Here is a 24,404-nt window from a genome sequence, read left to right on the forward strand (position 1 = left end):
ACCGCGCCGGCGGCCATCGCGGCGGCGGGCGCGGCCGGGCTCGCCGCCGCGGTCCTGTTCGTGCTGCTGGAGCGGGCCCGCGGGCACGGCACGACGCTGAGGGGCCGCCGCGGCGACGTCCCGCCGCCCATGCTCCCCCTGGAGGTGTTCGCCTCCCGCCAGTTCTCCGCCGTCAACCTCGTCACATTCGTCGTGTACGGCGGCATGGGCGTGCTGTTCTTCCTCTTCGTGCTCAACCTCCAGGTGGTCGTCGGGTTCTCGCCGATCGCCGCCGGCACCGCGCTGCTGCCGGTCACCGTGCTGATGCTGCTGCTGTCGGCGCGGGCGGGCCAGCTCGCGCAGAAGATCGGCCCGCGGCTGCCGATGACCGCCGGCCTGGTGGTCGCCGCCGCCGGGATGGTGCTGGTCGGCCGGATCGGCGCGGGCGCCTCCTACACCGCGGACGTGCTGCCCTCCGTGATCGTGTTCGGGCTGGGCCTGTCGGCGGTCGTGGCGCCGCTGACGGCCACCGTCCTGGCCAGCGCGGACGAGCGGCACGCCGGCGTGGCCAGCGGGGTCAACAACGCCGTGGCGCGGGCGGCGGGGCTGCTGGCCGTCGCGGCCATCCCGCCGCTGACCGGGCTGACCGGCGCCGCCCTCAACGACCCCGCCGAGTTCTCGCACGGGTTCCGGCTCGCGATGGCGGCCTGCGCCGGCCTGCTGGCGGCCGGCGCCCTGCTCACCTTCCTGACGGTCGGCGACGACGCGCTGCGCTCGCCCGCCGGGGACCGCCGCGAGCCGCAGTGCAAGAGCCACTGCGGCGTCGGCGCCCCGCAGTTGCAGCCCGAGGCCGAGACCGTCCCCGCCACCGGGCCCGGCGACGGGCCTGCCGGCAACGAACGGGCCTGACTCACCCCGCATTAGCACGAACCGCCCCTACCGGGGGGTGGGGCAGATCTCCGGTCCGATTCCGGCTATGTGCAGGACCGGATCACGTCGTTGTCATACGGTCAGGGCATGAATCTGCGGCAGCTGCGCTACGTCGTGGCGACCGCCGACCACGGCACGATGACGTCGGCGGCCCAGGCCCTGTACGTCGCCCAGCCCGCCCTCTCCCGCGCCGTCCGCGAGCTGGAGCGCGAGCTCGGCGTGGAGCTGTTCTCCCGCGCGGGCCGCGGCGTCGTCCTCACCCCGGTCGGCGAGCTGGTCGTCCGGCAGGCCCGGATCGCGCTCGAGGCCGTCGACGCGATCGAGGGCATGTCGGGTGCGGGCGGCGGCGGCAGGCGCGGCACCGAGCTGCGCATCGCCACCACGGTGTCCCTGGAGCCGGAGCTGACCGGGCGGCTGATCCCCCGGTTCGCCCGCGACCAGCCCGCCGTACGGGTCCGGGTCGTCCGCTGCGAGGACCGCGACCGCGTCGCGGCGGCGCTGCGCGCGGGCCGCGCCGACCTGGCGCTCACCGACCTGCCGGTGCCCGGCGACCTCTCCGCGCACCCGTTCGAGCAGCGTGAGGTGGTGCTGATCTCGCCGCCCGCGCTGAAGGTGCGCGAGCCGGTGCCGCGCGCCGCCCTGGACGGCATGCGGCTGGTGCTGCCGGCACGGGGCAGCGCGCCCCGCGCCGAGATCGACACGATGCTGCGGCGGATCGGGGCGACCCCCGTCGCGGCCGTGGAGTCCGACGAGCGCGGCTCCTGGCTGGGCTGGGTGCGCGCGGGCCACGGCTCCCTGCTGTGGTACCGCAACCAGCTCGACGACACCGAGGGCGTCGCGGTCCGCTCGTTCATGCCGCCGATCACCCGGATGATCGGTCTGGTGCACGTGCACCGGCAGCAGCCGCAGGCGGCCCGCGACTTCCTGGCCTTCGCCAAGGAGACCGCCCGCGAGGGCCGGGGGCGCGAGCACCGCTGACCGGCGCGGACGTGCCATCATCTGGCGGGTGGGAACGACGCACGCACTCTGGCTGCTCGCCGTGCCGGTCAGCGCCCTCATGGTGGCCGCGGGAGCACGGCGCCTCGGGCTGTCGGCGCCGCTGCTCCTCGTCATCGCGGGCCTGGTGTTCTCGTTCGTGCCGGGGGTCCCGGAGTTCGAACTCGACCCGGAGTTCGTGCTGTTCGTGTTCCTTCCCCCGCTGCTGTTCTCCGCGGCCTGGCAGAGCTCCTACTACAACCTGCGCGAGAACGTCCGGTCGATCACGCTGCTGTCGGTGGGGCTCGTCCTGTTCACCACGGTCGCCGTCGGGTACACCGCCTACCTGATCGTCCCGGACCTGCCCCTGCCCGCCGCGTGCGTGCTCGGCGCGATCGTCGCGCCGCCGGACGCGGTCGCGGCGGTGAGCGTCGCGCAGCGGCTCGGGCTGCCGCGCCGCACGGTGACGGTGCTGGTCGGCGAGAGCCTGTTCAACGACGCGACGGCGCTGACGGCGTTCCGGGTGGCGGTCATCGCGGCGACGGGCGCGGGCTTCACACTGGCCGACGGGGTGCTGCGCTTCCTGTTCGCGGCTCTGGCCGGGGCGGCGGTGGGGCTGCTGCTCGGGCCGCCTCTGCACTGGCTGCGGACCCGGCTGGACGACCCGCTGGTGGAGAACGGCGTGGCGCTCGTCGCGCCGTTCGCGGCCTACCTGCTCGCCGAGACCGTGCACGCGTCCGGGGTGATCGCCGTGGTGGTCAGCGGGCTGTACCTCGGGCACCGCTTCACCGACTCGCCGGCGGTGACCCGGCTGATCGGGCACGCGTTCTGGAAGGTCATGGTCTTCGTGCTGGAGACCGTGGTGTTCCTGCTGATCGGCCTGCAGCTGCCGCCGGTCGTGGACGGGCTGTCCGAGCGGAGCTGGGCGGAGCTGGCCGGCTGGGCGGGGGCGGTCCTGGCGGTGACGGTCGTCGCGCGGTTCGTGTGGGTGTTCCCCGCGTCCTACATCCCGATGTGGCTGTCGAGACGGGTGCGGGAGAAGGACGAGGGCGCGGGCTGGCGTGCCCGCGTCGTCGTGTCATGGGCGGGAATGCGCGGGGTGGTGTCGCTGGCCGCCGCGTTCGCGGTCCCGTTCGTCACCTCCGGCGGCGACCCCTTCCCGGGGCGGGACCTGGTCCTGTTCCTCACGTTCACGACCGTCCTCGGGACCCTGCTGGTCCAGGGGCTGACGTTCCCGGCGCTGATCCGCGTGCTCGGCGTCGGCAGCGAGCGGGAGCGCTACAAGGACATCGTGGCGGAGGCGGGCGCGCAGCACGCCGCGGCGAACGCGGCGCTGGAGCGGCTGGAGGAGCTGACGGCGGACGAGGACCTGGACGAGGAGGTCGTGGAGCGGCTGCGGCGGCTGGCCGAGCACCGGCAGCTGCAGGCGTGGGAGCGCCTCGGCGGCGGGACCGGCCCGGAGGGCGCGGAGGTGCCGACCGCGACGTACCGGCGGCTGCGCCGGGAGATGCTCGCCGCCGAGCGGGAGGTGTTCGTCCGCATGCGGGACGAGCGCCGCATCGACGACGAGGTGCTGGACCGGGTCCTGCACGAGCTCGACCTGGAAGAGGTCGCCCTCGCCCGCGACTGAGGGCGACCACGACCGAGGGCGGCGGCGCCCCTGCGCGGGACGCCACGCGCGTCGCCTCGGCCACGGACCCACCGTGGCCGAGGCGCCCGTCTATCCGCCGTTCAGCGGCCTCTCGGGCAGTTCCACCGCGTAGGACTCCTTGATCACGTCCAGGTGGTGCCAGGACTCCCGCACGGTCACGCCCGGCACGGCGCGGACGGCGTCGAGCACCGCGACCAGCTCCGCGCGGGAGGCGGCCTCGGCCTGCCCGACGATGTCGTAGCGGCCGAAGCCCGTCGCGAGGTAGCGGACGCCCTCCTGGGCGGCCACCGCCTCGGCGACCTTGCGCAGCCCGCCGGTGACCACCAGCCCGAAGCCGCCGAGCTCGGCGGCACCGAGCGCCAGCGGGTCGGCGAGCCCGGTCACCTGGATGACGCCGGTGCGCATGAGCCTGACCACCCTGGCCCGGGTGGCGGCCTGCGACAGCCCGATGATGTGCGCGAGCCGGGTGTAGGGGGCGCGGCCGTCGCGCTGCAGCTCCTGCAGGAGCCGCCAGTCGATGTCGTCGAGGGTGACCTCGCCGAGCTCGCGCACCACCGCGTGCGTGTCGCGCACGGTGGAGACCGACCGGAACACCTCCGCCGCGCGCACGCCGGGGACGGACCTGATGTGGTCCACCTCGGTGGCGAGCGCGGCGTCGTCGCGGGTGCGCACCTGCGCGACCAGGTCGTACGGGCCCGCGGTCAGCGCGGTGAAGCTGACGGCCGGGTACTCGGCGATGGCCGCGGCCACCTCCCGGGCCGAGCCCTCCACGGTGACCGAGACGTGCCCGATCGCCTCGGCGCCGACGACGGCGGCGTGCACGATGCCGACGACCCGGACGACCTCGGTCTCGAGAAGGTTCTGCACCCGTGCCCGCACGGCCGTGCGGGAAAGCCCGACGCGGTCGGCGAGCGCCTGGAACGTCGCCCTGCCATCCCGCTGGAGCTCGCGGACGAGCACGGCGTCGACCGCATCCAGCACGGCTGTCCTCCTCGACATGTGATGAATCGTTTTGCCAGCAACTGCAAGATCATTCCATTTCAGGACTGTCTGACGTCAAATATTGATCTTGCTCGTGTTCGCCATGCCCGGCGACCGTCGAAGCGTCGGTGGCCGGTTCCGGGCGGCGACGTTTCGGACGCCGCGTAAACCGGTACGAAAGCGCAACGATGCCGGGCGGATACCGCGAGCCCGGCGTGGCGGGCGCCGGGGCGGGGGTCTCGCGCAGTGGCGGAGGGCACGGCGGCGGTGGGCGCGACGGGGATCGGCGCACGGGGGATCACGCCGGGAACCGCCCGGCGGGCCCTGCGGAGCGTCCGGGGGGACGTCGCGGGGACCGAGTCCGGGATCGCCGCGGGGGCGGGGCGGCCCGCGGCGCGGACGTGCGCGGCTGACCGGGGTCAAGAGCGTGGCCTGCATGCGCTTCTCCCGGTGTTCTGATGTCGCGCCCCTGAACTACGGCGGGTCGGCCGTCCGCGTGAGGCACATGTAAGAAAAGTGCATCGGGGGCGCAGTTACGTCAAGAGGTAACTTTACAGAGAGCTAAGCCTCACGTTGCACCGTTTTCCGCCTTGTACACGCGGTCACTGACGTTACGGCTGGAAGGGGGCGGACGAACCGTTCAGGATCACTTGGACGGCCCGCCGGGACACAGGGTCATCACCCCAGAGCGCGGCCCCTCGCGGGCGCCCCGCGGCCGATTCCGCGGGCCCTCCCGGCGGCCGTGCCCCGGGCTTGGCCGAAGCACCCGGGGGTATGGATCACAATGTACGGTGGCCCGGCCACTTTCATCGGCGATTGGTGTGTAGTCCAGCGTGCGTCTGCTGAACGGTGAGCATTCCACTCACGACCTGACCTACAACGACGTGTTCATGGTCCCCCGCCGTTCGGCGGTCGGATCTCGCCTTGAGGTGGACCTTTCCACCGTGGACGGCAGCGGGACCGCTCTCCCGCTCGTCGTGGCGAACATGACGGCCGTCTCCGGCCGCCGGATGGCCGAGACCGTCGCGCGGCGCGGCGGGGTCGCCGTCCTTCCCCAGGACATCCCGGTCGACGTCGTCGCCGAGGTGATCGGCTGGATCAAGGGACGCGACCTGGTCGTCGACACCGCGATCCGGCTGGATCCCTCGAGCACCGCCGGGGAGGCGCTGGCCCTGCTGCCCAAGCGCGCCCACAACGCGGTGATCGTGGTCGAGGACGACCGTCCCGTCGGGGTGGTCACCGAGGCCGACTGCCAGAGCGTCGACCGCTTCTCCCAGCTGCGCGACATCATGTCGCGCGACCTGGTGACGGTCCCCGCCGGGGTGGATCCGCGGACGGCGTTCGACCGGCTGCACGAGCGCGGCCACCGGCTCGCCCCGGTGGTCGACGCGAGCGGACGGCTCGCGGGCGTCCTGACCCGCACCGGCGCGCTGCGCGCGACCCTCTACAGGCCCGCCGTCGACGGCGCGGGCCGGCTGCGGGTCGCGGCCGCGGTCGGGGTGAACGGCGACGTGGCGGGCAAGGCGAAGGCCCTGCTGGAGGCGGGCGCCGACCTGATCGTGGTGGACACCGCCCACGGCCACCAGGACAAGATGCTCAGCGCGCTGGCGGCGGTCCGCGCGCTGGACCCGGCGGTCCCCGTGGTGGCCGGGAACGTGGTCACGGCCGAGGGCACCCGCGACCTGATCGAGGCGGGCGCCGACATCGTCAAGGTCGGGGTGGGCCCCGGCGCGATGTGCACGACCCGGATGATGACCGGGGTCGGCCGCCCGCAGTTCTCGGCGGTGCTGGAGTGCGCCGCCGAGGCCCGCCGGCTCGGCCGGCACGTCTGGGCGGACGGCGGCGTCCGGCATCCGCGGGACGTGGCGCTGGCGCTGGCGGCGGGCGCCGCCAACGTCATGGTCGGCTCCTGGTTCGCCGGCACCTACGAGTCCCCCGGCGATCTGCAGCGCGCCGCCGACGGGCGGCTGTACAAGGAGAGCTTCGGCATGGCCTCGGCGCGGGCCGTCCGGCTGCGCACCGCCGAGGACTCCCCCTTCGACCGTGCCCGCAAGGCCCTGTTCGAGGAGGGCATCTCCACCTCCCGCATGTTCCTCGACCCGCGGCGCCCCGGCGTCGAGGACCTGATCGACTCGATCGTCGCGGGGCTGCGCAGCGCGTGCACCTACGCGGGCGCGCGGACGCTGGAGGAGTTCCACGAGCGGGCCACGGTCGGCGTCCAGAGCGCGTCCGGATACGCCGAGGGCATGCCGCTGTCCACGAGCTGGTGACCGTCCCGGCGCGGTATCGGAAGATCACGATTGCCGCGCCGGGGTCCCCTCCCGGGTTGGGATTGCATATTCTGGGCAAGAGCTGCACCTGAGGCAGCGAAAAGCTCGCATGCGGCCGACTCCCACGCAACCTCGGCCCGGTTCTGCGCGTCCATAAGGTGAGGCGGAGCCCGAATTCATGCGGCCCGGGGGGATCGGAGCGTACATGTCGAGGCGATCGGTGGGCCGGCGTGCCGCGGCGAAGGAACCGGACGGCTCCTCCGCCGCGCCCGGGGGGCTGGGCCGCGCGCTGGCGCTGACGCTCGCGTCCGCCCTGGCCTGGGGCGTCGCCCATCTGTGCACGGGACGCCGCGTCGCCGGCGGGCTGCTGCTGGCGCTGTACCTCGCGCTGGCCGGGGTGGTGGCGACGGCGTTCACGGTCTACCGCCCCGACCTGGTGCATCTGGCCGTCCGGCCGGACGCGCTGCAGCGGATCGCCGCCGCGCTGGTCCTGGTCGGCCTGGTGTGGGTCGCCGTCGTGATCCGCTCGTACCAGGTGCTGCGGCCCGCCGGGCTGTCGGCGGGCGCCCGCACCCTCGGGGCGGGCGCGGTCGCCGTGCTGTGCTTCACGGTCGCGGTGCCGATGGCGTGGTCCGCGCACAGCACCTACGTCTACCGGGACGCGCTGACGAGCATCTTCCGCACCGGGAGCGAGAACGGCCGGCACATCGACACCGACGACCCGTGGAACGGGGAACGGCGGGTCAACGTGCTGCTGCTCGGCGGCGACGCCGCCGCCGACCGGACGGGCGTGCGCACCGACAGCATGACGGTGGCCAGCGTCGACACCGAGAGCGGCGACACGGTCCTGCTGAGCCTGCCGCGCAACCTGGAGAAGTTCCAGCTGCCGCCCGGCCCCGCCCGCGACCGCTTCCCCTACGGCTTCACCGGTGACGGCCCGCAGACGCCGGGCCTGCTGAACGAGGTGTACCAGTACGCCGAGGAGCACCCGGACATCGTGCCGGGGGTCGCCAAGAACCACCGCGGGCCGGAGCTGCTGAAGGCCACCATCGCCGGGATCCTCGGCATGCGCGTCGACTACTACATCCTGGTCGACATGTTCGGCTTCGCCGACATCGTCGACGCCATGGGCGGGGTCAAGGTGAAGATCACCCAGCCCATCCCCTACGGGCTGGAGGGCTCGGTGCTCCAGCCGGGCGACCGGAAGCTGAAGGGCAAGGAGGCGCTCTGGTACGGGCGGTCCCGCACCGACAGCGACGACTACGTCCGGATGGGCCGGCAGAAGTGCCTGATGCGGGCGATCGCGCAGCAGGCCGACCCGCAGACGGTCCTCACCAGCTTCGACAAGCTCGCCGCCGCCGCCAAGCGGACGCTGTCCACCGACATCCCGCAGGAGCTGCTGCCTGCGCTGATGAAGCTGTCCGGCAAGGTCAAGGACGGCGCGCAGATCGACAGCATGCCGTTCGTGCCGCCGCTGATCAGCACCGGCAACCCGGACTTCGCGCTGATCCGCCGGCTCGCGGCCAAGGCCGTCGGCCCGAAGGCCCCGCCGAGCCCGTCCGCGAGCGCCGCCCCGCGCTCCCCGGCGAGCGCGACGCCGGGCACGCCGTCCCCGGGCGGCACGCCGGAGGCGGAGAACAGCCCGAAGCCGGGCACGACGGGCACGACGGACAAGGCGCACGCTGCACAGACCAAGCCGGTGTCGCTGGAGGCGAGCTGCCCGTCCTGACGCCCCGCGATGCCTCCGCCACGGAGGTCCGGCCCGGTCCCCCGAGGGGGGATCATTGATGGCAAGACGTCCGATCGGGAGGGTGCCGGGTGCCTCGGATCCACGGCTGTGAGGCCTTCCGCGTGGCGATGCCGCGTGGGCGGCGGCCGGAGAGCATCCTCGTCCGGCTCGCCGGTGACGACGGCACGGTGGGCTGGGGCGAGGCCGCCGCGCCGGACGGGCCCGCGGCCTCGGCCTGGGCCGACATCGAGGAGCGCATGGGACCGGCCCTGATCGGGCTGGAGTGGGAACGGCCCGAGGACGTGTCGGCCACCGCCGACCTCGGCGCCCGCGTCGCGGCCGCGGCGATCGACGTCGCCTGCTGGGACCTGTGGTGCCGGGCGCGGGGGCTGCCGCTCGCGCACGCGCTCGGCGGCACCCGCACCTCGATCACGACCGGCGCGCGGATCTCGCCGGAGCCGGTGCTGGAGACGGTCACGGGCCGGGTGAACCAGGCCGTCGGCGCCGGGCACACCCGGGTGACGCTGGACGTGCGTCCCGGCTGGGACATCGAGCCCGTCCGGCTGATCCGGCAGGCGTACCCGGCGCTCGCGCTCGTCGCCGACGCCGGCCACGCCTACACCGCCTCACCGGAGCACCTCGCGGTGCTGGAGGGCCTGGACGCCTACGGCCTGGTCGCGGTCGAGCGGCCGTTCGCCGCCGCCGACCTGGCCGCGCACGCCCGGCTCCAGCGGCGGGTGGGCATGGCGATCGCGCCGGACATCGGCGATCTCGACACCCTCGACGCGGCGCTGTCGCTGGAGGCGGGCCGCGCCCTGCACCTGCGCCTGGACCGGCTCGGCGGGCTGACCGCCGCCCGCAGCGCCCACGACCTGGCCTTCGCGGCGGGCTGGGACGTGTGGTGCAGCGGCTCCGGCGCGTTCGGCGTCGGCCAGGCGGCCGCCGTGGCGCTGGCCGCGCTGCCGGGCTGCACGCTGCCGAGCGACGTGTCCGACCCGGCCGGCGGGCCGGTGTTCGTGACGCCGCCGGTCCGCTCGTCGGGCGGGGTGGTCGGGGTCCCGCTCACCCAGCCGGGACTCGGCCACGAGATCGACGAGGAGCGCATCGGGCGGCTGGCGACCCGCCGGGTGCGGCTGTCCACCTGATGTCCCCCGCCGCCGCCTGGGTCGTGGCGGGCCCGCCGGGCTCCGGCAAGACGACCGTGTCGGACCTGCTGCTGGCGCGGCTGCGTCCCGTGCCCGCGCTGCTCGACAAGGACACGATGTTCGGGCCGTTCGCCGCCGCGGTGCTGGCCGCGGGCGGGCGCGACCCGGGTGAGCGCGAGGGGCCCTGGTACGACGAGCACGTCAAGGTCCACGAGTACGCGGGGATGACCGCCACGGCCCGCGAGATCCGCTCCCGCGGCTGTCCCGTCCTGCTCAGCGGTCCCTTCACCGGCCAGATCCGCTCCCCCGCCCGCTGGGACGAGTGGGTCGTCGCGCTGGGCGGCGGACCGGTGCGGCTCGTCTGGATCCGCACGGACGAGGCGACCCTGGCGCACCGGCTGCGCGCGCGGGGGCTGGCCCGGGACGCGGGCAAGCTGGCGGCCTTCGACGCCTTCGTCGCCCGGATGCGGCCCGGGGAGCCGCCTCCGGTCCCCCACGCACCGGTGGACAACCGTCTCACGGCTCAGGTGTCCCTGGAGTCCCAGCTCGACGCCCTGGCGGGCTGAGGCCCGCCTCGTCCCCGCCCGGCCGGCGGGACGAGGCGGACGGGGTCAGCGGCGCGGCGCCCGGCCCGCGAGCAGGAGGCCGCCGTGATCGCTCGACGGTCCCCAGACGGCGCCCCCGGCGTAGGCCACGTCGTATCCGAGCAGGCCGCCGAGCAGCCCGCCGCAGGTGGCGTGCCCGGAGGCGTCGGTGACCTTGGCGCAGGACGAGGCTCCGGAGGTGAACCGGACGGCGCGGCCCGCGAGCGGCTTCCCGGTCGCGGTGTCGGTGAGCGCCGCCGTCGCCGAGCCCAGCGAGAGCGGCCCGGCCTTCATGGTGGTGGGGTGCGGCGTGGGCGGGCTCATCCGCAGCGAGGCCGCGACCTCGGGGCTCCCCTGGGCGGCGTTCGCCGACCACACCAGCGCCAGCGCCGAGTCGGCGGCGCCGTTGGCGTTGCGGCAGCCGGAGCCGGAGCCGCTGATGTCGCGGGTGTCGTCGGTGACGTACTCGCCCAGCGGCGCGTAGACGGCGTCGGGCCAGCACACGTACTTCACCGTTTCGGGGACCGCCTGCGGCCTGCCGGTGCCCGAGACCGCCACGGCGAGCGTGGGCGGGCCCGTGTTGGCGTCGTCGTCGACGACGACCGTGTCCTCGCCGCCGGTGGCGGCGGTGTGCTCGACGCCGATGACGGGATCGAACGGCCGGTAGGGGGTTCCGGCGGGGCGGGGCTGGACGGCCGGCCCGTCGTCGGCGCCGATCGCGGTGTCCCACAGGTACTGGATCCGGAACCGGTGCTTGGCCGTGTGGAAGTCATAGATCTTGGTGGTGACGGTGACGCGCGTGTCGGCGGCGGTGGTCCCCGTGACCGACACGGTCTGGTCGATGGTGAGCGACGGCGGCGACCAGCTGGTCGTGATCGTGTTGCCGGAGACGGACTGGTAGCTGGGGTAGTCGTCCAGGGACCGCTCGTTCGCGTGGGTGAGCATCTGCCCCTGCACGTAGTCGGTGCCGTTGTCGTCCACGTCCCGGACGATCATGTAGCTCGTGCCGGGGGCGCCTTGGCCGAACAGCACGTCCCGGCCGGGCCCGGCGGGGTTGGCCGTGCCGGTCGTGACGGTGAACTGCCCGGCCCCGGGGCGTCCCGCGGGCGTCGCGTACACCTGGAAGACGCCGTTGCCGACGCCCTCCGCGGCCGGTGCGCCCGGCGTCCGCGCGTGGCGCAGGAGGTCCTGCTTGAGGCGGGCGGCGGCGCGCGGGCCGGGGGGCGCCGCGGACGCCGAGAGCGCGGCCGTCCCGGAGCATCCGAGGGCGGCGGCGGTCACCAGACAGGTGACCAGCCGGGTGATCGGGCGGTCGGCCGGACGGGGGAACCGTCTCATGGCATGCTCCTAGATCTCGACGGCGTCGACGTAGACGAGCCGGGTCCCGCCGTCGGACGGCCGCTCGCGTTCCTCGACGACCAGCCGCATCGGGCGGGCGCCGCGGGGGCCGGGCGCCCTCAGGTCGCCCTTCCACTGGCCCTCGGAGCGGGTCAGCCCGGTCCGTGCGACCGTGGTCCAGCCCACGGCTCCGGCGGGGGCGCGGTCGGCCACCTGGAGTTCGGCCTTCACCTCGGCGGTCCGGTCGGCGGCGGCCGTGTACGTCGCGCCGGACACGGCCACGTGCAGCAGGGTCGCGTCGGCGGGGTCGGTGACGACCGAGAGGGTCCGGTCCGGGTTGAGCTGGGCGAACTGGGCGTGCACGACCGGTGACAGTTCGAGGCCGCTCAGCGAGTCCGGCTGGAGGCGCGCCAGGGCCAGCCGCACGAACGGGGCGTAGGCACGGTCCTGGGTGAGCGTGATGTCGCAGTACCACAGGCGCCGTTCCTTGTCGTAGCCGACGGCGTGCGGCGCGACGGCCACGGTCGGCAGGCCGGGGACGGTCTCGGCTTCGGCGAGGCGGTAGCCCTTCTTCGGGTGGACGGCCAGCGGGAACTCGGCGGTCCCGGGCGCGATGGAGGCGGGCGCGGACGCGAAGAGGGGGTCCTGGCCGCGCAGTGTCACGTACTGCCGGAGCCGCGCGGGCGGCTCGCCCCCCGCTTCGGCCAGCACCACGCCGAGCACCTCGCCGTCGCCGGAGGAGTACCAGGGGCGCCGCAGATAGACGCGCAGCCCGTTGCCGCGGCGGGTGCTGGTGACCGCCTCGCCGGCCGCCCGCTCCCAGCCGAAGGTGGGGACGAGGTAGGCGACGTCGGGGACGGCGGGCCGTGCCGAGGAGCGCACGTTCACCACGACCGGCTGCTGGGCCTCGGTGCTGGACCGGGTGACCGAGCCCGCCACGAACGAGACGTCCACGGCGGCGCCGTCGGGAATCGCCGAGCCCTTCTCGGCGCGGGCCAGGGTGCCCGCGACGACGTCCACCACGTAGTCACCGGTGATCGAGCCGGCGTCGCCGTGGTCCTGCGCGTAGTCGCGGCCGTTCTCGGGGTCGGTGACCCGCAGCGTCCCGGGTGCGATCCCGGCGCCGGTCAGGGTGACCTTCGCGGTGCCCGAGAGCGTCACCGTGGCCCGCCGCCGGAAGAAGTCGACGAACCGCGACGCGCTCGACGCCGACAGGGTGACCAGGCGGTGGACGGTGTCGTTGAACTCGTGCCGGTCCTGCAGGGTGATCCGGTCGCCTTCGGGGGCGTGCTCGGGCGCGGTGAGCCTGGCGACCAGGCCGTGCCCCTGCCGCACGGTGGGCTCGGGGTCGGCCGGGTCGTCGATCGGCTGGGTCCAGGAGACCACGATGTCCACGTGGTCGGTGCTGGCCCGGTCGAGGGTCAGGGTGTCGAGGAACTTCGCCGTGGTCTCGCCCGGCCGCCGGGCCGCCGCGGGCTTGGCGAAGGCGGGGGGCGCCATCGGCCGCGCGACGGCGTGCGTCAGGGTCAGCGTCCGGGCGGGGGTCAGCTGCCACAGCCGGCCCTCGGTGGCGTACCTGCGCAGGTCGGCGACGCTCAGCCCGCCTCCCGGCTGCCTGCCGCTGCCGGTGAACCACGTCCAGATCCCCAGCACGCCGAGGTCGGCGTCCCTGATCTGGCTGGCGTACCGGACGTCCGCGGTCCGGCCGGGTGGGAGCCGCACGGTGAGCGTCCGGGTGACACCGTCATAGACGGGTTTGCCGGTGCCGTTGACGAGGCGGATCCGGAACGCGCGGGGCGGGCCCGGCCCGAACTCGACGGGGAAGGGCTCGTCCGCGCCCATCCCGGGGAGGCCACGGAAGACGACGCCGCGTGCCAGCACGTCGGGCAGGTACGGGACGGACAGCACCGGGTCCTCGTAGTAGCGGACGTGACCCCAGCCTTCGGGGTCGCTCTTGCCTCCGGTCGCGAGGGTCCCCCTGTCCCTGCGGACGATCTCGTCGTAGGCGAGGGTGTCGATGCCGCCGGGGTTGAGCGGGGAGGGCCGCACGTCGTAGAGGCCGTGCTGCTCGGCCATCAGCTGGCTCATCCGGGGCGGGACGGCGTGGCGCTGGCAGTCGCCGGTGGCCGGGGCGTCGTGGTCGCCGCGGATGACCATGTGCTGGACGGTCTCGGCGGGCGTGCGCGGCGCCGCCGGGAGCAGCAGCGGAGAGGTGACCGCCTCGAACCGCAGGTAGGTGACCAGGGGCGAGCTCGGCGCCGTGGCGGGGTCGTCCGGGCCTGGACCGTTGCCCGCGATGTCCACGACGCGGGCACGGAACCTGTAGCCGCGGCCGTAGCGCAGCTTGGGCAGGCCGGTCGCGCGGAAGGAGGTCTTGAGCTTCACCGGGCCGGTGGGCTCGCTGTCGGGGCCGACCGTCACCTCCTTCCCGTCGACGATCTCTTTCCTGGCGCCGGGGCGGTTGGCGACCAGGCTGTATCCGCTCCAGCTGAACAGCGATTCGTGCAGGTAGATGGTCGGGTCGCCCGGCCGCTGGGCGTGCGCCAGGTGGACGGCGCCCTCGTCGTCGGCGGTGAAGGCGGTTCCGGCGGCGTCGTAGGCGCCCTTGCGGCGGCACAGGCTGTACCAGCGCTTGGTCGTGTCGTCCCAGACGTCGACCCGGATCCCGTAGGTGAGGTCCTCGGCGTGGAAGGGGTCCTGGGCGAGCCGGGTGAGGTTCGCCGCCCTGGCCGTGGACGCCGTCAGCCGCTCGTGCAGGGCCTTGGCGCGGTTCGCCTGGAAGACCGACAGGCCGCTGCTGCGCAGCGCCGGCAGCGGCGCGGCGTCCTCCCCGGGATCCAGGGGAAGATCGCCCGCCCGCGGCGGCGGCGCGTCCCCGGCCGCCGCCAGGCCGCCGGAGTTCCGGGTCCGCCGGGTGTTGAGCGTCTGGCTCAGTGAGGCGAGCAGCCGGGCGGCGGAGTCGGCCTCGACCTCCATGACGCCGAACTGGTCGGTGTCGAGGGCGAGGAAACCGTCCTTCTGCGTCGTCCCCGAGGGTTTCGCCTGGAACACGGTGGTGGTCAAAGTGGCGGCGACGACCGGGTACACGGGCGTGTAGGTGGCCGTTCCGGGCCACTGGGCCTCGATGCTCAGGGTGACCGGGTCGCTCGGAATGGGCACGCCGATGGCCGCGGGGTCGACGGTGAGGTCGATGACGAGGCCGAGAGCCCGCTGGAGCGCCGGGTACTGGGCGAGCGAGCCGAGCGCGCTGTGGAAGTCGAGGTCCCCGTCGGCGGCGATCAAGCGGACGTGGTCGGCGAGGGTGCGCGTCCGCGGCGCGACGGAGGCGTTGCGGGGACGCTCGTGGAACAGCTCGGCCAGCAGGAAGTCGATCTCGGTGGCGGAGAAGCCGGGCAGCGCCCCGCCGAGGAAGTAGCCCTTCTCCCGGATGGCGGTGTCGATCGCCTCGGCGGCCTTCTCGCGCCGTTCGGACGACAGGTAGATGTCGGTGACCGACGGCCCTTCCTCCCCGTTCCGGCGCGCGGAGACCGAGCCCTGCGGAAAGTGGTCGTTGACGGTCCTCGGCGCGGTGGGGGCGTAGGCCATCGCCGACACGTGCTCGGCGCGGGCGAGCGCCCGGGCGGTGCGGTGCGGCCACGAGCGGATGGGCGGTACCGGGGACGCGCCGGCCGCGGCGGCGACCGGGGCGGGCGGCGCCGCGACCGGCGTGTCCCGGGTGAACAGCCGCTGCCACAGGTCGAGCCTCGGCGGCGGGCCCGCGATCGTGGCGGGCGCCTTCGCCCCGCCCTGGAAGGTGACCGAGAACGCCGGCCGTACCTGGGGCCAGGCGAGCCACTCGGGGAATCCGGCGAGCGTCGTGGCACCGGCGAGCCGGGGGGCGACCAGCACCGAGAGCCGGAGCCGGCCGTCGCCGTGTCCGTTGGGCAGGGGCGTCCAGACGATCTGTGACGCGGCCATGTCGTCTCTCCTTCGTGGTTCGGGCGGGGCTTCGGGCCGCGTCACGCGGCGAACGACGCGCAGTACAGCGTCCAGTCGTCACGGCCGACCAGGTCCCCGAACGTGGCCGGGGCCGGTGCGGCGGCGACGGCGCGCGCCGTGCCGCCGCCGTCGGGCATCTGGAGCCGGTCGGCGCCGAGGAAGGTCTTGGTGAACGACACGCCCACGCTGACGTGCCAGAACGTCAGGTCGATCGACACCGTGACGTGCGCGTGGACGAACACGCCGCCGGTGCCGTCCTGGTTCACGTACTCGGCGTCGGCGTACAGCTCCAGGTTCAGGCTGATCAGCCCGAGCACGCTGAACCGGCCGCTGATGCGCAGGTAGCCGCCCAGATGGACCTCGACGTAGGTCCCGGAGTGGTTCTTCTTCTCCTTGACCTCCCGGCGGAAGAACACGCCCAGTTCGATGAGGACCCGCCCGGCGGCGACGGCGAGGTCCAGGGCGACGTTGCCGATGACCTCGAGCGACGCGTCGAGCTTCTCGATCTGCCGGCTGCTGACCTCGATCTCGAAGTGCCCGCCGCCGCCGAGGCCGTACACGCTCACCTTGAACTTCTCGTCGGGCGCCCCGAACGCGAAGCGGAGCCGCAGCCGGTCGGCGCGGCCCTCGGTGTCGGGCACCGGAAGGGCCGGGCTGAACGGGAGGATCACCCCGGCCTCGAAGTGGATCCCGTCCAGGGCGAAGAACCCGAGGGGGACCGAGGGGATGTCGAAGGTCACCCCGACCCCGATGTGGTTCAGGTCGAGCTTCATGAGTTTGAAGCCGAGCCCCTTCTTCCCCCCTTCGGCGAGCGCCCGTCCTCCGCGCCCGTGCTCGCCGCGCTCGCGTTCGCCGGGGAGCAGGCCGGGTCCGCGCCGGTCGCTCATGATGGCGTCGCCGAGCGCCTTGACGACGTCCAGTGGCGCCTCGAACTCGACCTTGTCGATGTCGGGGTCGAGGCTCGCTCCCCCGCCTTCCTTCCATGTGAAGGCGAGCTTGGTGAACACGAGCCGGAGGTAGCCGAGGACGAGGTCGAACTCCCTCAGCGAGCCGGCGACCTCCGCGACCGCCCTGTTACCCGTTCCGGGAGTATTGGTGACCCAGTTGACCTGGTGGCTGCATTGCAGGGAGAACGTGGTCCTGACCGCGCCGCCGGGCCACTGATGCACCTTGAGCGGCAGGGGCGGGTCGAGCTTGACGGTGTCGACGAACTCGAAGCTGATGGTGTAGCCGATCGGCTTCTTGTCCTTGCGCGGCAGGCCGTCGGTGCCCAGCGGGTAGTCGGTGATCTTATAGATCTGCGGCCCGTTCAGCCCGACCGGTCCGTCCTTGAACAGCTTGCCCAGCGCGATCTCCCCGAAGATCGCCGCCTGCCGCAGCGTGTTCCCGAGATTCGGGAAGTACTCGTCGAACTTGATCTCACCGCTGTCCTGCAGCTTGTCGATGGAGTCCTGGAGGCCGCTGATGGGGCCGAGCCTGGAGTCCGACAACGCCCCGATCGCCAGGTCGGGGTTGGCGATGCCACCGGCCGTGACGGTGTTGTCGACGGCCCGCCGCACGGGGGCGTCGGCGGTGCGGTCGCCCCGCACGACCGCCTTGGCGATGGCGGCGACCGAGCTCTGCACCCGGACGAAGATCCGTGCGTCGTCGCCGCTGTCGACGAGCCTCTTGAGGTGCCCGAAGCCGTGCTCGAGGTAGGCGGCGTCGTGGACGAGGAACACGGGCCCGCCCGGCCCGATGACGGCGTCGATGGCGGGGACCCGCGCCTCGGCGGCGAACATCCTCGGATAGAACACCGGCGAGTCCAGCGGCGCGTGGTCCCGGCCGTCCGGCTGCTGTCCGGGGTCCAGAGGCGGCTCAAGGTCGCGGTCGGGCCCCTCGACCCCCCAGAACCACCGGACGGTCGGGAAGCTGGTGGTACCGGGCCTGTTCTCCTCGGCGTAGGCCACGTCCTGGCCGCGCAGGTCGATCACCCGCCGGGGATTCACGGTGTCCCCCGCGATGTCGTCGTAGGTCCCGAACCTCCCGAGGACGGACCTGTGGAGGGGATCGTTCGTGTTCCGCGCGGCCACGGCCGGCATGAACGCCAGGGGCGAGGTGAACGCGACGCGCCGTCCCGTCACGTCGGTGCCGGAGAGCGAGAACACGACGTCGGCGTGGCCGCCGCCCTCCTTGGGGGCGTTGACGTCCTGGACCCAGAACGCGGTGCTCGTCGTGTCCGGAGGCCCGCCGGGCAGCGGCTCCTTCTCCTTGGGCAGGTCGGGCGGCGCCGGGGTGGTGATCGTGAGGTCGGTGAACGGGAACGCCCGTCCCCGCGACTTCTGGAACGCGGCCGGATAGGTCTTGGTCCGCTCGGTCAGCCGGATGAACTGCCGCTGGCGCAGGTAGGCGACGCCGTTCGCCTCGTCCACGATCCGCTTGGTCTCGGAGACGAGCTCGGCGCGGTGCCCGAACGGGAACAGGAAGCCGTACTCCTCGACGACGACCTTGGTGTCGCGGCCGACCGAGGCGGTGTGCTTCCAGCCCTTGAGGTCGAAGCCGGCGCTCGGGCCCCAGTGGGCGTCCAGGTCGAGCGTGGCGCCCATCGCGCTCAGCGCGAGCAGCCCCGCGTCGACCGGCCGGTACGCGCCGAGCGCGCGGTTCCCGGCGAGCTCGACGATCTGCCCCGGCGGGTCGGTGGCGTTGGGCGGGTAGAGGGCCGTGAACACCGACCGCTCGTCCCCCGAGGGCGCGTCGCGGTGCACGGCGCGCAGCTTCGGGACGAGAGCGCCGTCCGGTTCACCGATCCCGATCGATTCCCGCGGCCTGCCGTTCGGGCCGCGGACCGCGAGGCGGGTGTGCCACAGCTCCGTCCGGGCGCCGTGGACGACGGGCGCGGCGGCGTGCGCCCAGGTGCCCTCCCGCTCCGGCGTGAGATGCAGCCAGTCCACCACCAGCAGGTCCGAGTGCAGTGCGCCGGGCGGCGACCCCGCGGGCGGCGACGGCACCGCCTGCAGGATCCACGGCCACCAACGCAGCAGGCCCTCCTCGGTGTAGGGCAGCGACTTGACCGTCTCGGGCACGACGAAAGCCAGCCGGCTCGGACCGACGCCCTTGCCGCGCACCGCGCCGGGCGCGGGCGGGTCGGTGACGTCCTCCCAGACGGTCGCCTCCATCAGGTGCTGCGGCTCGAAGCGCACCACCACGTAGGCCAGCGCCCCGGAGTCGACGCGGCGCAGTTGCGGCGGGTCGGTGTCGAACGAGGGCGCGAGGTTGTGGAAGTCGAAGTCCAGGACGAGCATGTCCTGCGGCCGTATCAGCCGCAGTGTCGCCGTCGGAGCCGTCCCCTCCACCAGCGCGCGCGGGAGCCGCCGCGCGCTGGGGCCGACGCCGACGCTCAGGATCGCTCCGCCGCCCAGCAGCAAGACCAGGCGCCGGGAGATCGGACTCCTCCAGGAAACCATCGAACCCGCCCTTCCCCACGCGCTCCGAAGACAAGATCAAGGACCTGTTCCATCGGTAGCGTGCACGAGCGGGGAGCCACGGCCAAGGCACGTTCCGTTGATCGGACCGCACGGCCGAAAGCGGGGAATCACAGGCGGGCGGGGGCCTCCGGGAGAACGGCGGGCCCGGGGCTCACCCGCGTTGAGGGTCCTGCCCGTCGGGATCCGCGGGTGGGGGCGGCGCGTACTGCGGCGGCGGCATGTAGGGCCGCGGCGGCGCGTACGGCTGCTGCTGGGGTGGCCCGTACTGCTGCGGAGGTGCCGCGTAGGGCTGGTGGGGATTCCCGTACCCGTACGGGTCGTACTGTGGCTGCGGCGGCGCGAGCGCGGGCGGTTCGTGGGCGGGCGGCACCGGCGGCGTCTGTCCGTCCCGGGCGGAGCGGCGGTCGTTGTAGGCGTCCTTGAGCCTGCCGCCCATCCGCTTGCCCGCGTCCTGGACCTGCTGAGCCCGCTCGCTCGCCATCGCGTCGCGCACCCTGCCCGCGGACTGGCGGCCGAGCTCCTGGAGCCGCTGGGCGTGCTCGGCCTGCGCGACGCGGACGGCGTGGTCGCGGACGGCCTGCCCGGCGACCTGGCCCGCCGCCTGCGCCCCGTCCCAGGCGGCCCCGGCGCCCTGGCGGGCGAGTTCGGCGGCGCGCGTGTAGCCGTCCGCGCGGACGACGGTGGTGGAGGCCATGAGGTCGGCGAGGGTGCGGCCACGGGAGCCGAACAGCGCGGGAGCGCTGTTGGCCGCGAAGAACGCCACGGCGGCGAACCACACGACGAGCGAGAAGAAGAACTCTCCCTCCAGCAGCAGCGCCCACGCCACGCTGTACACGCCGGTGCCGCCGAGCGTGGTGACGAAGGCGCGGCCCGCCGCGCGGCCCTTGCCGAGCGGCGCCCCCTCCACGCCCCGGACCCGCAGGTCCAGGGCGGCCTTGCCGAGGGTGCGGCCCGCCCACGCCTGCCCGGCGAAGTGGTAGGCGAACTCGATCAGCACCATCAGGAGCAGGGCCTGCTCGATGTCGCTGACGACCGTGCCCCACACGCCCGCGCCGAAGTCGGCCGCGGCCTTGCCGACGTCGCCCCCGGACAGCAGCAGCCCGATCGTCGCCGACAGCAGCCGGCCCCACAGCCCGTCCAGGACGAGGGTGTGCAGCCGGCCCCAGGTCATCGTGGCGAGGAGCGCGGCGACGCAGGCCAGCAGGGCGGCGTCGATGCCCCAGGCCGCGAGGCGACGCCGGCGGTCCGGGCCGATCTCGGCGTCCGGATGGGGGAAGACCGGGGCCGGGAGCGGCGGCGGATAGGGCGGCGGGTAGGGCGAAGGGCCGTGCACTGAAGCCCCTTAAGGTCGTTTTCGCAGCTGATCAGGACACCGAAGCCGCAAGGAGTTTAAGACCCGCGCCTTCCCCCCGGCCAGTCGGGTTTCAGTAGGACTTCGGTAACCCGAGGGAGTGCCGGGCGACGAAGGTGGGAACCGGCTCGCGGCTGAGGCACACCTTTACGTTGTAGATTTTTTCCTCGGCGTGCCGGCCCGCGACGGTTCGGCCATGGCCACACCCGGAAGGCCCCGGCCGCCGCGGCGCCGCCCGTCCATTGACATGTGACCTTTTAGTCACCTATTTTGGAGGGGTGACGGACGACGATCTGGCGTTCAAGGCGCTGGCGGATCCGACCCGCCGTTTCCTGCTCGACCTGCTGTTCGCCCGGGATGGACGCACCCTCGGCGAACTGGAATCGGAACTGGAGATGACGCGCTTCGGCGCCGCCAAGCACCTGCGGGTCCTCGAGGCCGCGGGACTGGTGGTCACGCGCCGCTCGGGCCGGGAGAAGCTGCACTTCCTCAACCCGGTTCCGATCCGGCTCATCCACGACCGGTGGATCGACAAGTACACCGAGCGGCCCGCGGGAGCGCTGGCCGACCTCAAGCATCGATTGGAAGGAACCGGCATGACGACGAAGACCGAAGCCACCGTCGGCGTGTACCGCGTCTACATCAAGGCCGCGCCACAGGCGATCTGGGACGCCATCACCACTCCGGAGTGGGCCGTCAAGTTCGGCTACCGGGCCCCCGTGGAGTACGACCTGCGCAAGGGCGGCGCGTTCCGGGGCCTGGCGAGCGAGGTCATGAAGGAAGGCGGCGCCCCGGACGTCCTGGTCGACGGCGAGGTCATCGAGGCCGACCCGCCGCGCAGGCTCGTCCAGACCTGGCGGGCCCTGTTCCTGGGCGAGGACTTCACGCGCCTCACCTACGAGATCGAGGAGGGCGAGGACGGAGTCTCCCGGCTGACCGTCACCCACGACACCACCGGCGCCCCGCAGACCACGGCCCAGACCTCCGGTGAACTGCCTCAGGCGGGTGGCGGCTGGCCCCAGGTTCTCAGCGACCTCAAGACCCTCCTGGAGACCGGCGAGGGCCTGTACTCCTGAGCCGGCGCGTACGCCCGCCTCGGTGGCTCCTTCTCCGCGAACGAAGCAGCACCCCGTCCAGGTCCGATCCGGCGCAGCACAAAACGACGAGGATATCCAGAGGCAACGGTCCCGAAAGCCGACGGAAATTCCCTCGCGGCAGCCCGCTCCGATGGCCCCTCTTCGCGATGAATGCCCAGCTCATCAGCCGAGGCGCGTGTTAAACTCCTGCCCTTCGAGAAGGTCAGGAGCATCCATTTCCGTGTACGAGTTCGCGACTATCGAATGGCTGTGGGACGAGCACGCCATCCGCATCAATCTGCCCGGCGGCGACGAGCGGCGCCTCAACGGCAACTACAACGAACTGGTCGCCGTTCTCTGCGACCTCGGCCGCTACGGCTGGGACGTGGCGTCCTCCACGTCAGGGGGGAACTGGGTCTTCTGGACGATGAGACGGCACCACTGAGGGCGGCATGCGAGAGCACGGGCCGCACCCGGCCCGTGCGAACACCACCGCACCCATGATGCGATACGCACAGAACATTTCGAACATCTGTCCCGGTCTCGCCGCAGCTTCTTCCAATGCGACAAGCCACTCTCGCATTGACCAGCGGACGCATTTCGGCCAGGCCGAGCGCGGCATCGTCCGAGGAATCCGGAATACCGCCGCCCTATCGGGCGGTCCTCGCCTACGCGAGGCGCACCGCCTTTCGGCCGGAAGATATGCGGCACGGCCGTCGTTCGCCAGCTGCCGCCGGCCTTGATCCGGATAGGCCGCTGACCGACGGGATCGTTCGCCGGCGCGGGCCCGACATCGAGCGCCCTGTCCTACGCGCCGCCCCCTTCTCGCCCCCGCCCGGGCCCGGCTGTCACCGCCATCGGCATCATCGCCACCGGAGCCCTGGAGGTCGGTCTCCCCTACCCAGCCGAGATGTCAGGCTCGCCCGGCCCGGCCGACCGGACCACCCGGCCTCGCCACCGTGATCATCCATGTGACCGTCCCGCGCGGGGCCCTCACGCCTGCGCCGTGGACCGGGGCGGAGTGGGCAGGGTCGCACGATGCGACCGGTTCACGGTCATCAGCTCGTCGAGGGCGTCACGCGTGCGGACGAGATCGGCGATGTGCTCGGAGAGCCGGCCGCGCTCGCGCACCATGCGTTCGAAGGCGGCGTCGCTGGTCTCCTCGCTGGGAGAGTCGACACAGGGGATGACCTCGGCGATGGTGCGGCTGGAAAGGCCGGCGGCGTACAACCGCTGGATGAACCTGACCCGCTCGACCCGGTCGTCGGTGTAGTGACGCTGCCCGCTCGGGCTGCGGGTACTGGTCAGCAGGCCCTGCTCCTCGTAGTAGCGCAGCGACCGGACACTGACGCCGGCCCGTGACGCGAGTTCCCCGATGCGCACCTCGTCCTCCGGGATGTGATCTGCCGCATAGCCCTTGCCTCTGACATGGACGTCAGGTTTTAGCGTAGCCGTGGTGCCCGGGATTCGGGCGCGGCGGACGAGGAGGGCTCTGTGATGTCTTTGTTCAGCGGCTATCGGCTCGGTGACCTGACGCTGCCCAACCGGGTGGTGATGGCTCCGATGACACGGGCCCGGGCCGCGGCCGGGGGGCTCGCGACGCCGTCCATGGCCGCCTACTACGCCCAGCGCGCCACGGCCGGATTGATCATCAGCGAGGGCGTACAGCCGAGCCTGATCGGGCAGTCCAACCCCGGTACGCCGGGTCTGCACACCGACGAGCAGGTGGCGTCCTGGCGGCCGGTGACCGACGCCGTGCACGCCAACGGCGGACGGATCTTCGCCCAGATCATGCACGGCGGGCGGGTGTCGCATCCCGAGACCATGGGCATGCGGCCGGTCGGGCCGTCGGCCGTGCCGGCCGTGGGCGAGGTCTTCACACCGACCGGCCGGCAGCCGGCGCCGATACCGCGCGCGCTGGACACCACCGAGGTTCCCGAGCACGCCCTGTCCTACGCGCGGGCCGCGCGGCGCGCCGTCGACGCGGGTTTCGACGGCGTGGAGCTGCACGGCGCCAACGGTTATCTGATCTCCCAGTTCCTTTCGTCGAACGCCAACCTGCGCACGGACGTCTACGGCGGTTCGGTGACCAACCGGATCCGGTTCGCGGTGGAGGCGGTGTCCGCCACCGTCGAGGCCATCGGCGGGGCGAGGACCGGGATCCGCTTGTCTCCCGGTGCGACGTTCTGGGGAGTCGAGGAGACCGACAGTTCCGAGCTCTATACCGCGCTGCTGACCGCTCTGGCTCCCATCGGGCCGGCGCACGTCCATCTCGAAGCGACCGTCGACGACGATGTCCTCATCGGGCTACGCCGTGCCTGGCCCGGAACCCTCATCATGAACCCGGTGCTCCCGCTCGGCCCGAAGCAGACGGGACGCGCCGAGGCCGACCGCTGGCTCGGCCTCGGCGCCGAGCTGATCAGCTTCGGCCGCGGCTTCCTCGCCAACCCCGACCTGGTCGAGCGCCTGCGCACCGGCCTTCCGATCGCCCCTACGGATGAGGCCACCTACTACGCGGGCGGGGACGCGGGCTATCTGACCTACCCCGCGTACCAGTACACCGCCTGACCCCGCCGGCGATGGCGAATGACGGCTCCGTCCGACTGAAATGAGAAAGGGCCCCGCCATAACGGCGGGGCCCCCTCCAAAAAGAGTCCGGCGGTGTCCTACTCTCCCACACAGTCACCCATGCAGTACCATCGGCGCTGAGAGGCTTAACTTCCGGGTTCGGGATGGGACCGGGTGTTTCCCTCTCGCCAAAACCACCGAACGACCAACCCCAACACCCCGAAAGGTGCGGGAAACTCGTCATCCGAGCGACTCAAGCTCGATATTCATAAATCAACAACGGGCACCCAGTTGTTTTCTGGGAACCACACAGGGACGCGAACACCACACAGCGACTCACTTTGAACGTTCAGTGTGTTCAAGCCACTCGGCCTATTAGTACCGG

General features: G+C 73.0%; 16 protein-coding genes and 1 rRNA gene. 10 read left to right on the top strand and 7 right to left on the bottom strand.

Annotation, left to right across the window (positions count from 1 at the left end; translation table 11 throughout):
• The 3 genes from E1291_RS23760 to E1291_RS23770 all read left to right on the top strand — a co-directional run.
• Positions 1-888, top strand: an 888-nt coding sequence (locus E1291_RS23760) for an MFS transporter (RefSeq protein WP_131740191.1), incomplete at its 5' end; no start/stop codon positions are given.
• A 108-nt stretch (positions 889-996) separates the two neighbouring features.
• Entirely contained in the window at positions 997-1,887 is an 891-nt protein-coding gene (locus E1291_RS23765; protein WP_131740192.1) for a LysR family transcriptional regulator, read from the top strand.
• Positions 1,888-1,915: 28 nt separating this feature from the next.
• Positions 1,916-3,514, top strand: a complete 1,599-nt coding sequence (locus E1291_RS23770) for a Na+/H+ antiporter (RefSeq protein WP_131740193.1) — start codon at positions 1,916-1,918, stop codon at positions 3,512-3,514.
• Between the two features lie 90 nt (positions 3,515-3,604).
• Here E1291_RS23770 and E1291_RS23775 read toward each other — a convergent pair whose 3' ends face one another.
• Complete coding sequence (locus E1291_RS23775; RefSeq protein WP_131740194.1) at positions 3,605-4,516, bottom strand: Lrp/AsnC family transcriptional regulator; 912 nt, start codon at positions 4,514-4,516, stop codon at positions 3,605-3,607.
• 833 nt (positions 4,517-5,349) lie between these two features.
• Between E1291_RS23775 and E1291_RS23780 the strand changes: the two genes are divergently transcribed.
• From E1291_RS23780 to E1291_RS23795, 4 genes are all read left to right on the top strand, one after another.
• A complete protein-coding gene (locus E1291_RS23780) occupies positions 5,350-6,786 on the top strand; it encodes a GuaB1 family IMP dehydrogenase-related protein (protein WP_131740195.1) in 1,437 nt (478 codons plus the stop codon).
• Positions 6,787-6,991: 205 nt separating this feature from the next.
• Positions 6,992-8,515, top strand: coding sequence for an LCP family protein (locus E1291_RS23785; RefSeq protein ID WP_131740196.1), 1,524 nt, complete (start codon positions 6,992-6,994; stop codon positions 8,513-8,515).
• A 128-nt stretch (positions 8,516-8,643) separates the two neighbouring features.
• On the top strand, positions 8,644-9,660 hold the full coding sequence (locus E1291_RS23790) for an enolase C-terminal domain-like protein (protein WP_306434479.1): 1,017 nt from the start codon (positions 8,644-8,646) through the stop codon (positions 9,658-9,660).
• Positions 9,660-10,226 (top strand): P-loop nucleotide/nucleoside kinase family protein, encoded by a 567-nt coding sequence (locus E1291_RS23795; RefSeq protein WP_131740198.1) that lies wholly within the window; start codon positions 9,660-9,662, stop codon positions 10,224-10,226. Before E1291_RS23790 ends, E1291_RS23795 begins: the two co-directional genes overlap by 1 nt.
• Before the next feature lie 45 nt (positions 10,227-10,271).
• On the opposite strand, the gene E1291_RS23800 is transcribed toward E1291_RS23795, so the two are convergent.
• From E1291_RS23800 to E1291_RS23815, 4 genes are all read right to left on the bottom strand, one after another.
• A complete protein-coding gene (locus tag E1291_RS23800) occupies positions 10,272-11,582 on the bottom strand; it encodes a hypothetical protein (RefSeq protein WP_131740199.1) in 1,311 nt (436 codons plus the stop codon).
• Between the two features lie 9 nt (positions 11,583-11,591).
• Entirely contained in the window at positions 11,592-15,539 is a 3,948-nt protein-coding gene (locus E1291_RS23805; RefSeq protein WP_131740200.1) for a hypothetical protein, read from the bottom strand.
• Positions 15,540-15,580: 41 nt separating this feature from the next.
• Positions 15,581-19,003, bottom strand: coding sequence for a hypothetical protein (locus E1291_RS42190; protein WP_165495264.1), 3,423 nt, complete (start codon positions 19,001-19,003; stop codon positions 15,581-15,583).
• Positions 19,004-19,175: 172 nt separating this feature from the next.
• Positions 19,176-20,357: an RDD family protein gene (locus E1291_RS23815; protein WP_131740201.1), complete on the bottom strand. Its 1,182-nt coding sequence runs from the start codon at positions 20,355-20,357 to the stop codon at positions 19,176-19,178.
• Between the two features lie 296 nt (positions 20,358-20,653).
• Here E1291_RS23815 and E1291_RS23820 point away from each other — a divergent pair, with 296 nt between their 5' ends.
• Together E1291_RS23820 and E1291_RS23825 are read left to right on the top strand one after the other, a co-directional pair.
• A complete protein-coding gene (locus E1291_RS23820) occupies positions 20,654-21,451 on the top strand; it encodes an ArsR/SmtB family transcription factor (RefSeq protein ID WP_131740202.1) in 798 nt (265 codons plus the stop codon).
• 241 nt (positions 21,452-21,692) lie between these two features.
• Positions 21,693-21,896, top strand: a complete 204-nt coding sequence (locus tag E1291_RS23825; RefSeq protein WP_242614333.1) for a hypothetical protein — start codon at positions 21,693-21,695, stop codon at positions 21,894-21,896.
• 548 nt (positions 21,897-22,444) lie between these two features.
• On the opposite strand, the gene E1291_RS23830 is transcribed toward E1291_RS23825, so the two are convergent.
• Complete coding sequence (locus tag E1291_RS23830; RefSeq protein ID WP_131740204.1) at positions 22,445-22,834, bottom strand: MerR family transcriptional regulator; 390 nt, start codon at positions 22,832-22,834, stop codon at positions 22,445-22,447.
• 111 nt (positions 22,835-22,945) lie between these two features.
• On the opposite strand from E1291_RS23830, the gene E1291_RS23835 reads away from it, so the two are divergent.
• Positions 22,946-24,019, top strand: a complete 1,074-nt coding sequence (locus E1291_RS23835; RefSeq protein WP_131740205.1) for an alkene reductase — start codon at positions 22,946-22,948, stop codon at positions 24,017-24,019.
• Between the two features lie 85 nt (positions 24,020-24,104).
• Here E1291_RS23835 and rrf read toward each other — a convergent pair.
• Positions 24,105-24,221: ribosomal RNA gene (gene rrf, locus E1291_RS23840) — 5S ribosomal RNA — on the bottom strand.
• Positions 24,222-24,404 lie beyond the last annotated feature (183 nt).

It is taken from the genome of Actinomadura roseirufa, assembly GCF_900659635.1.
Lineage (GTDB): Bacteria > Actinomycetota > Actinomycetes > Streptosporangiales > Streptosporangiaceae > Spirillospora > Spirillospora roseirufa.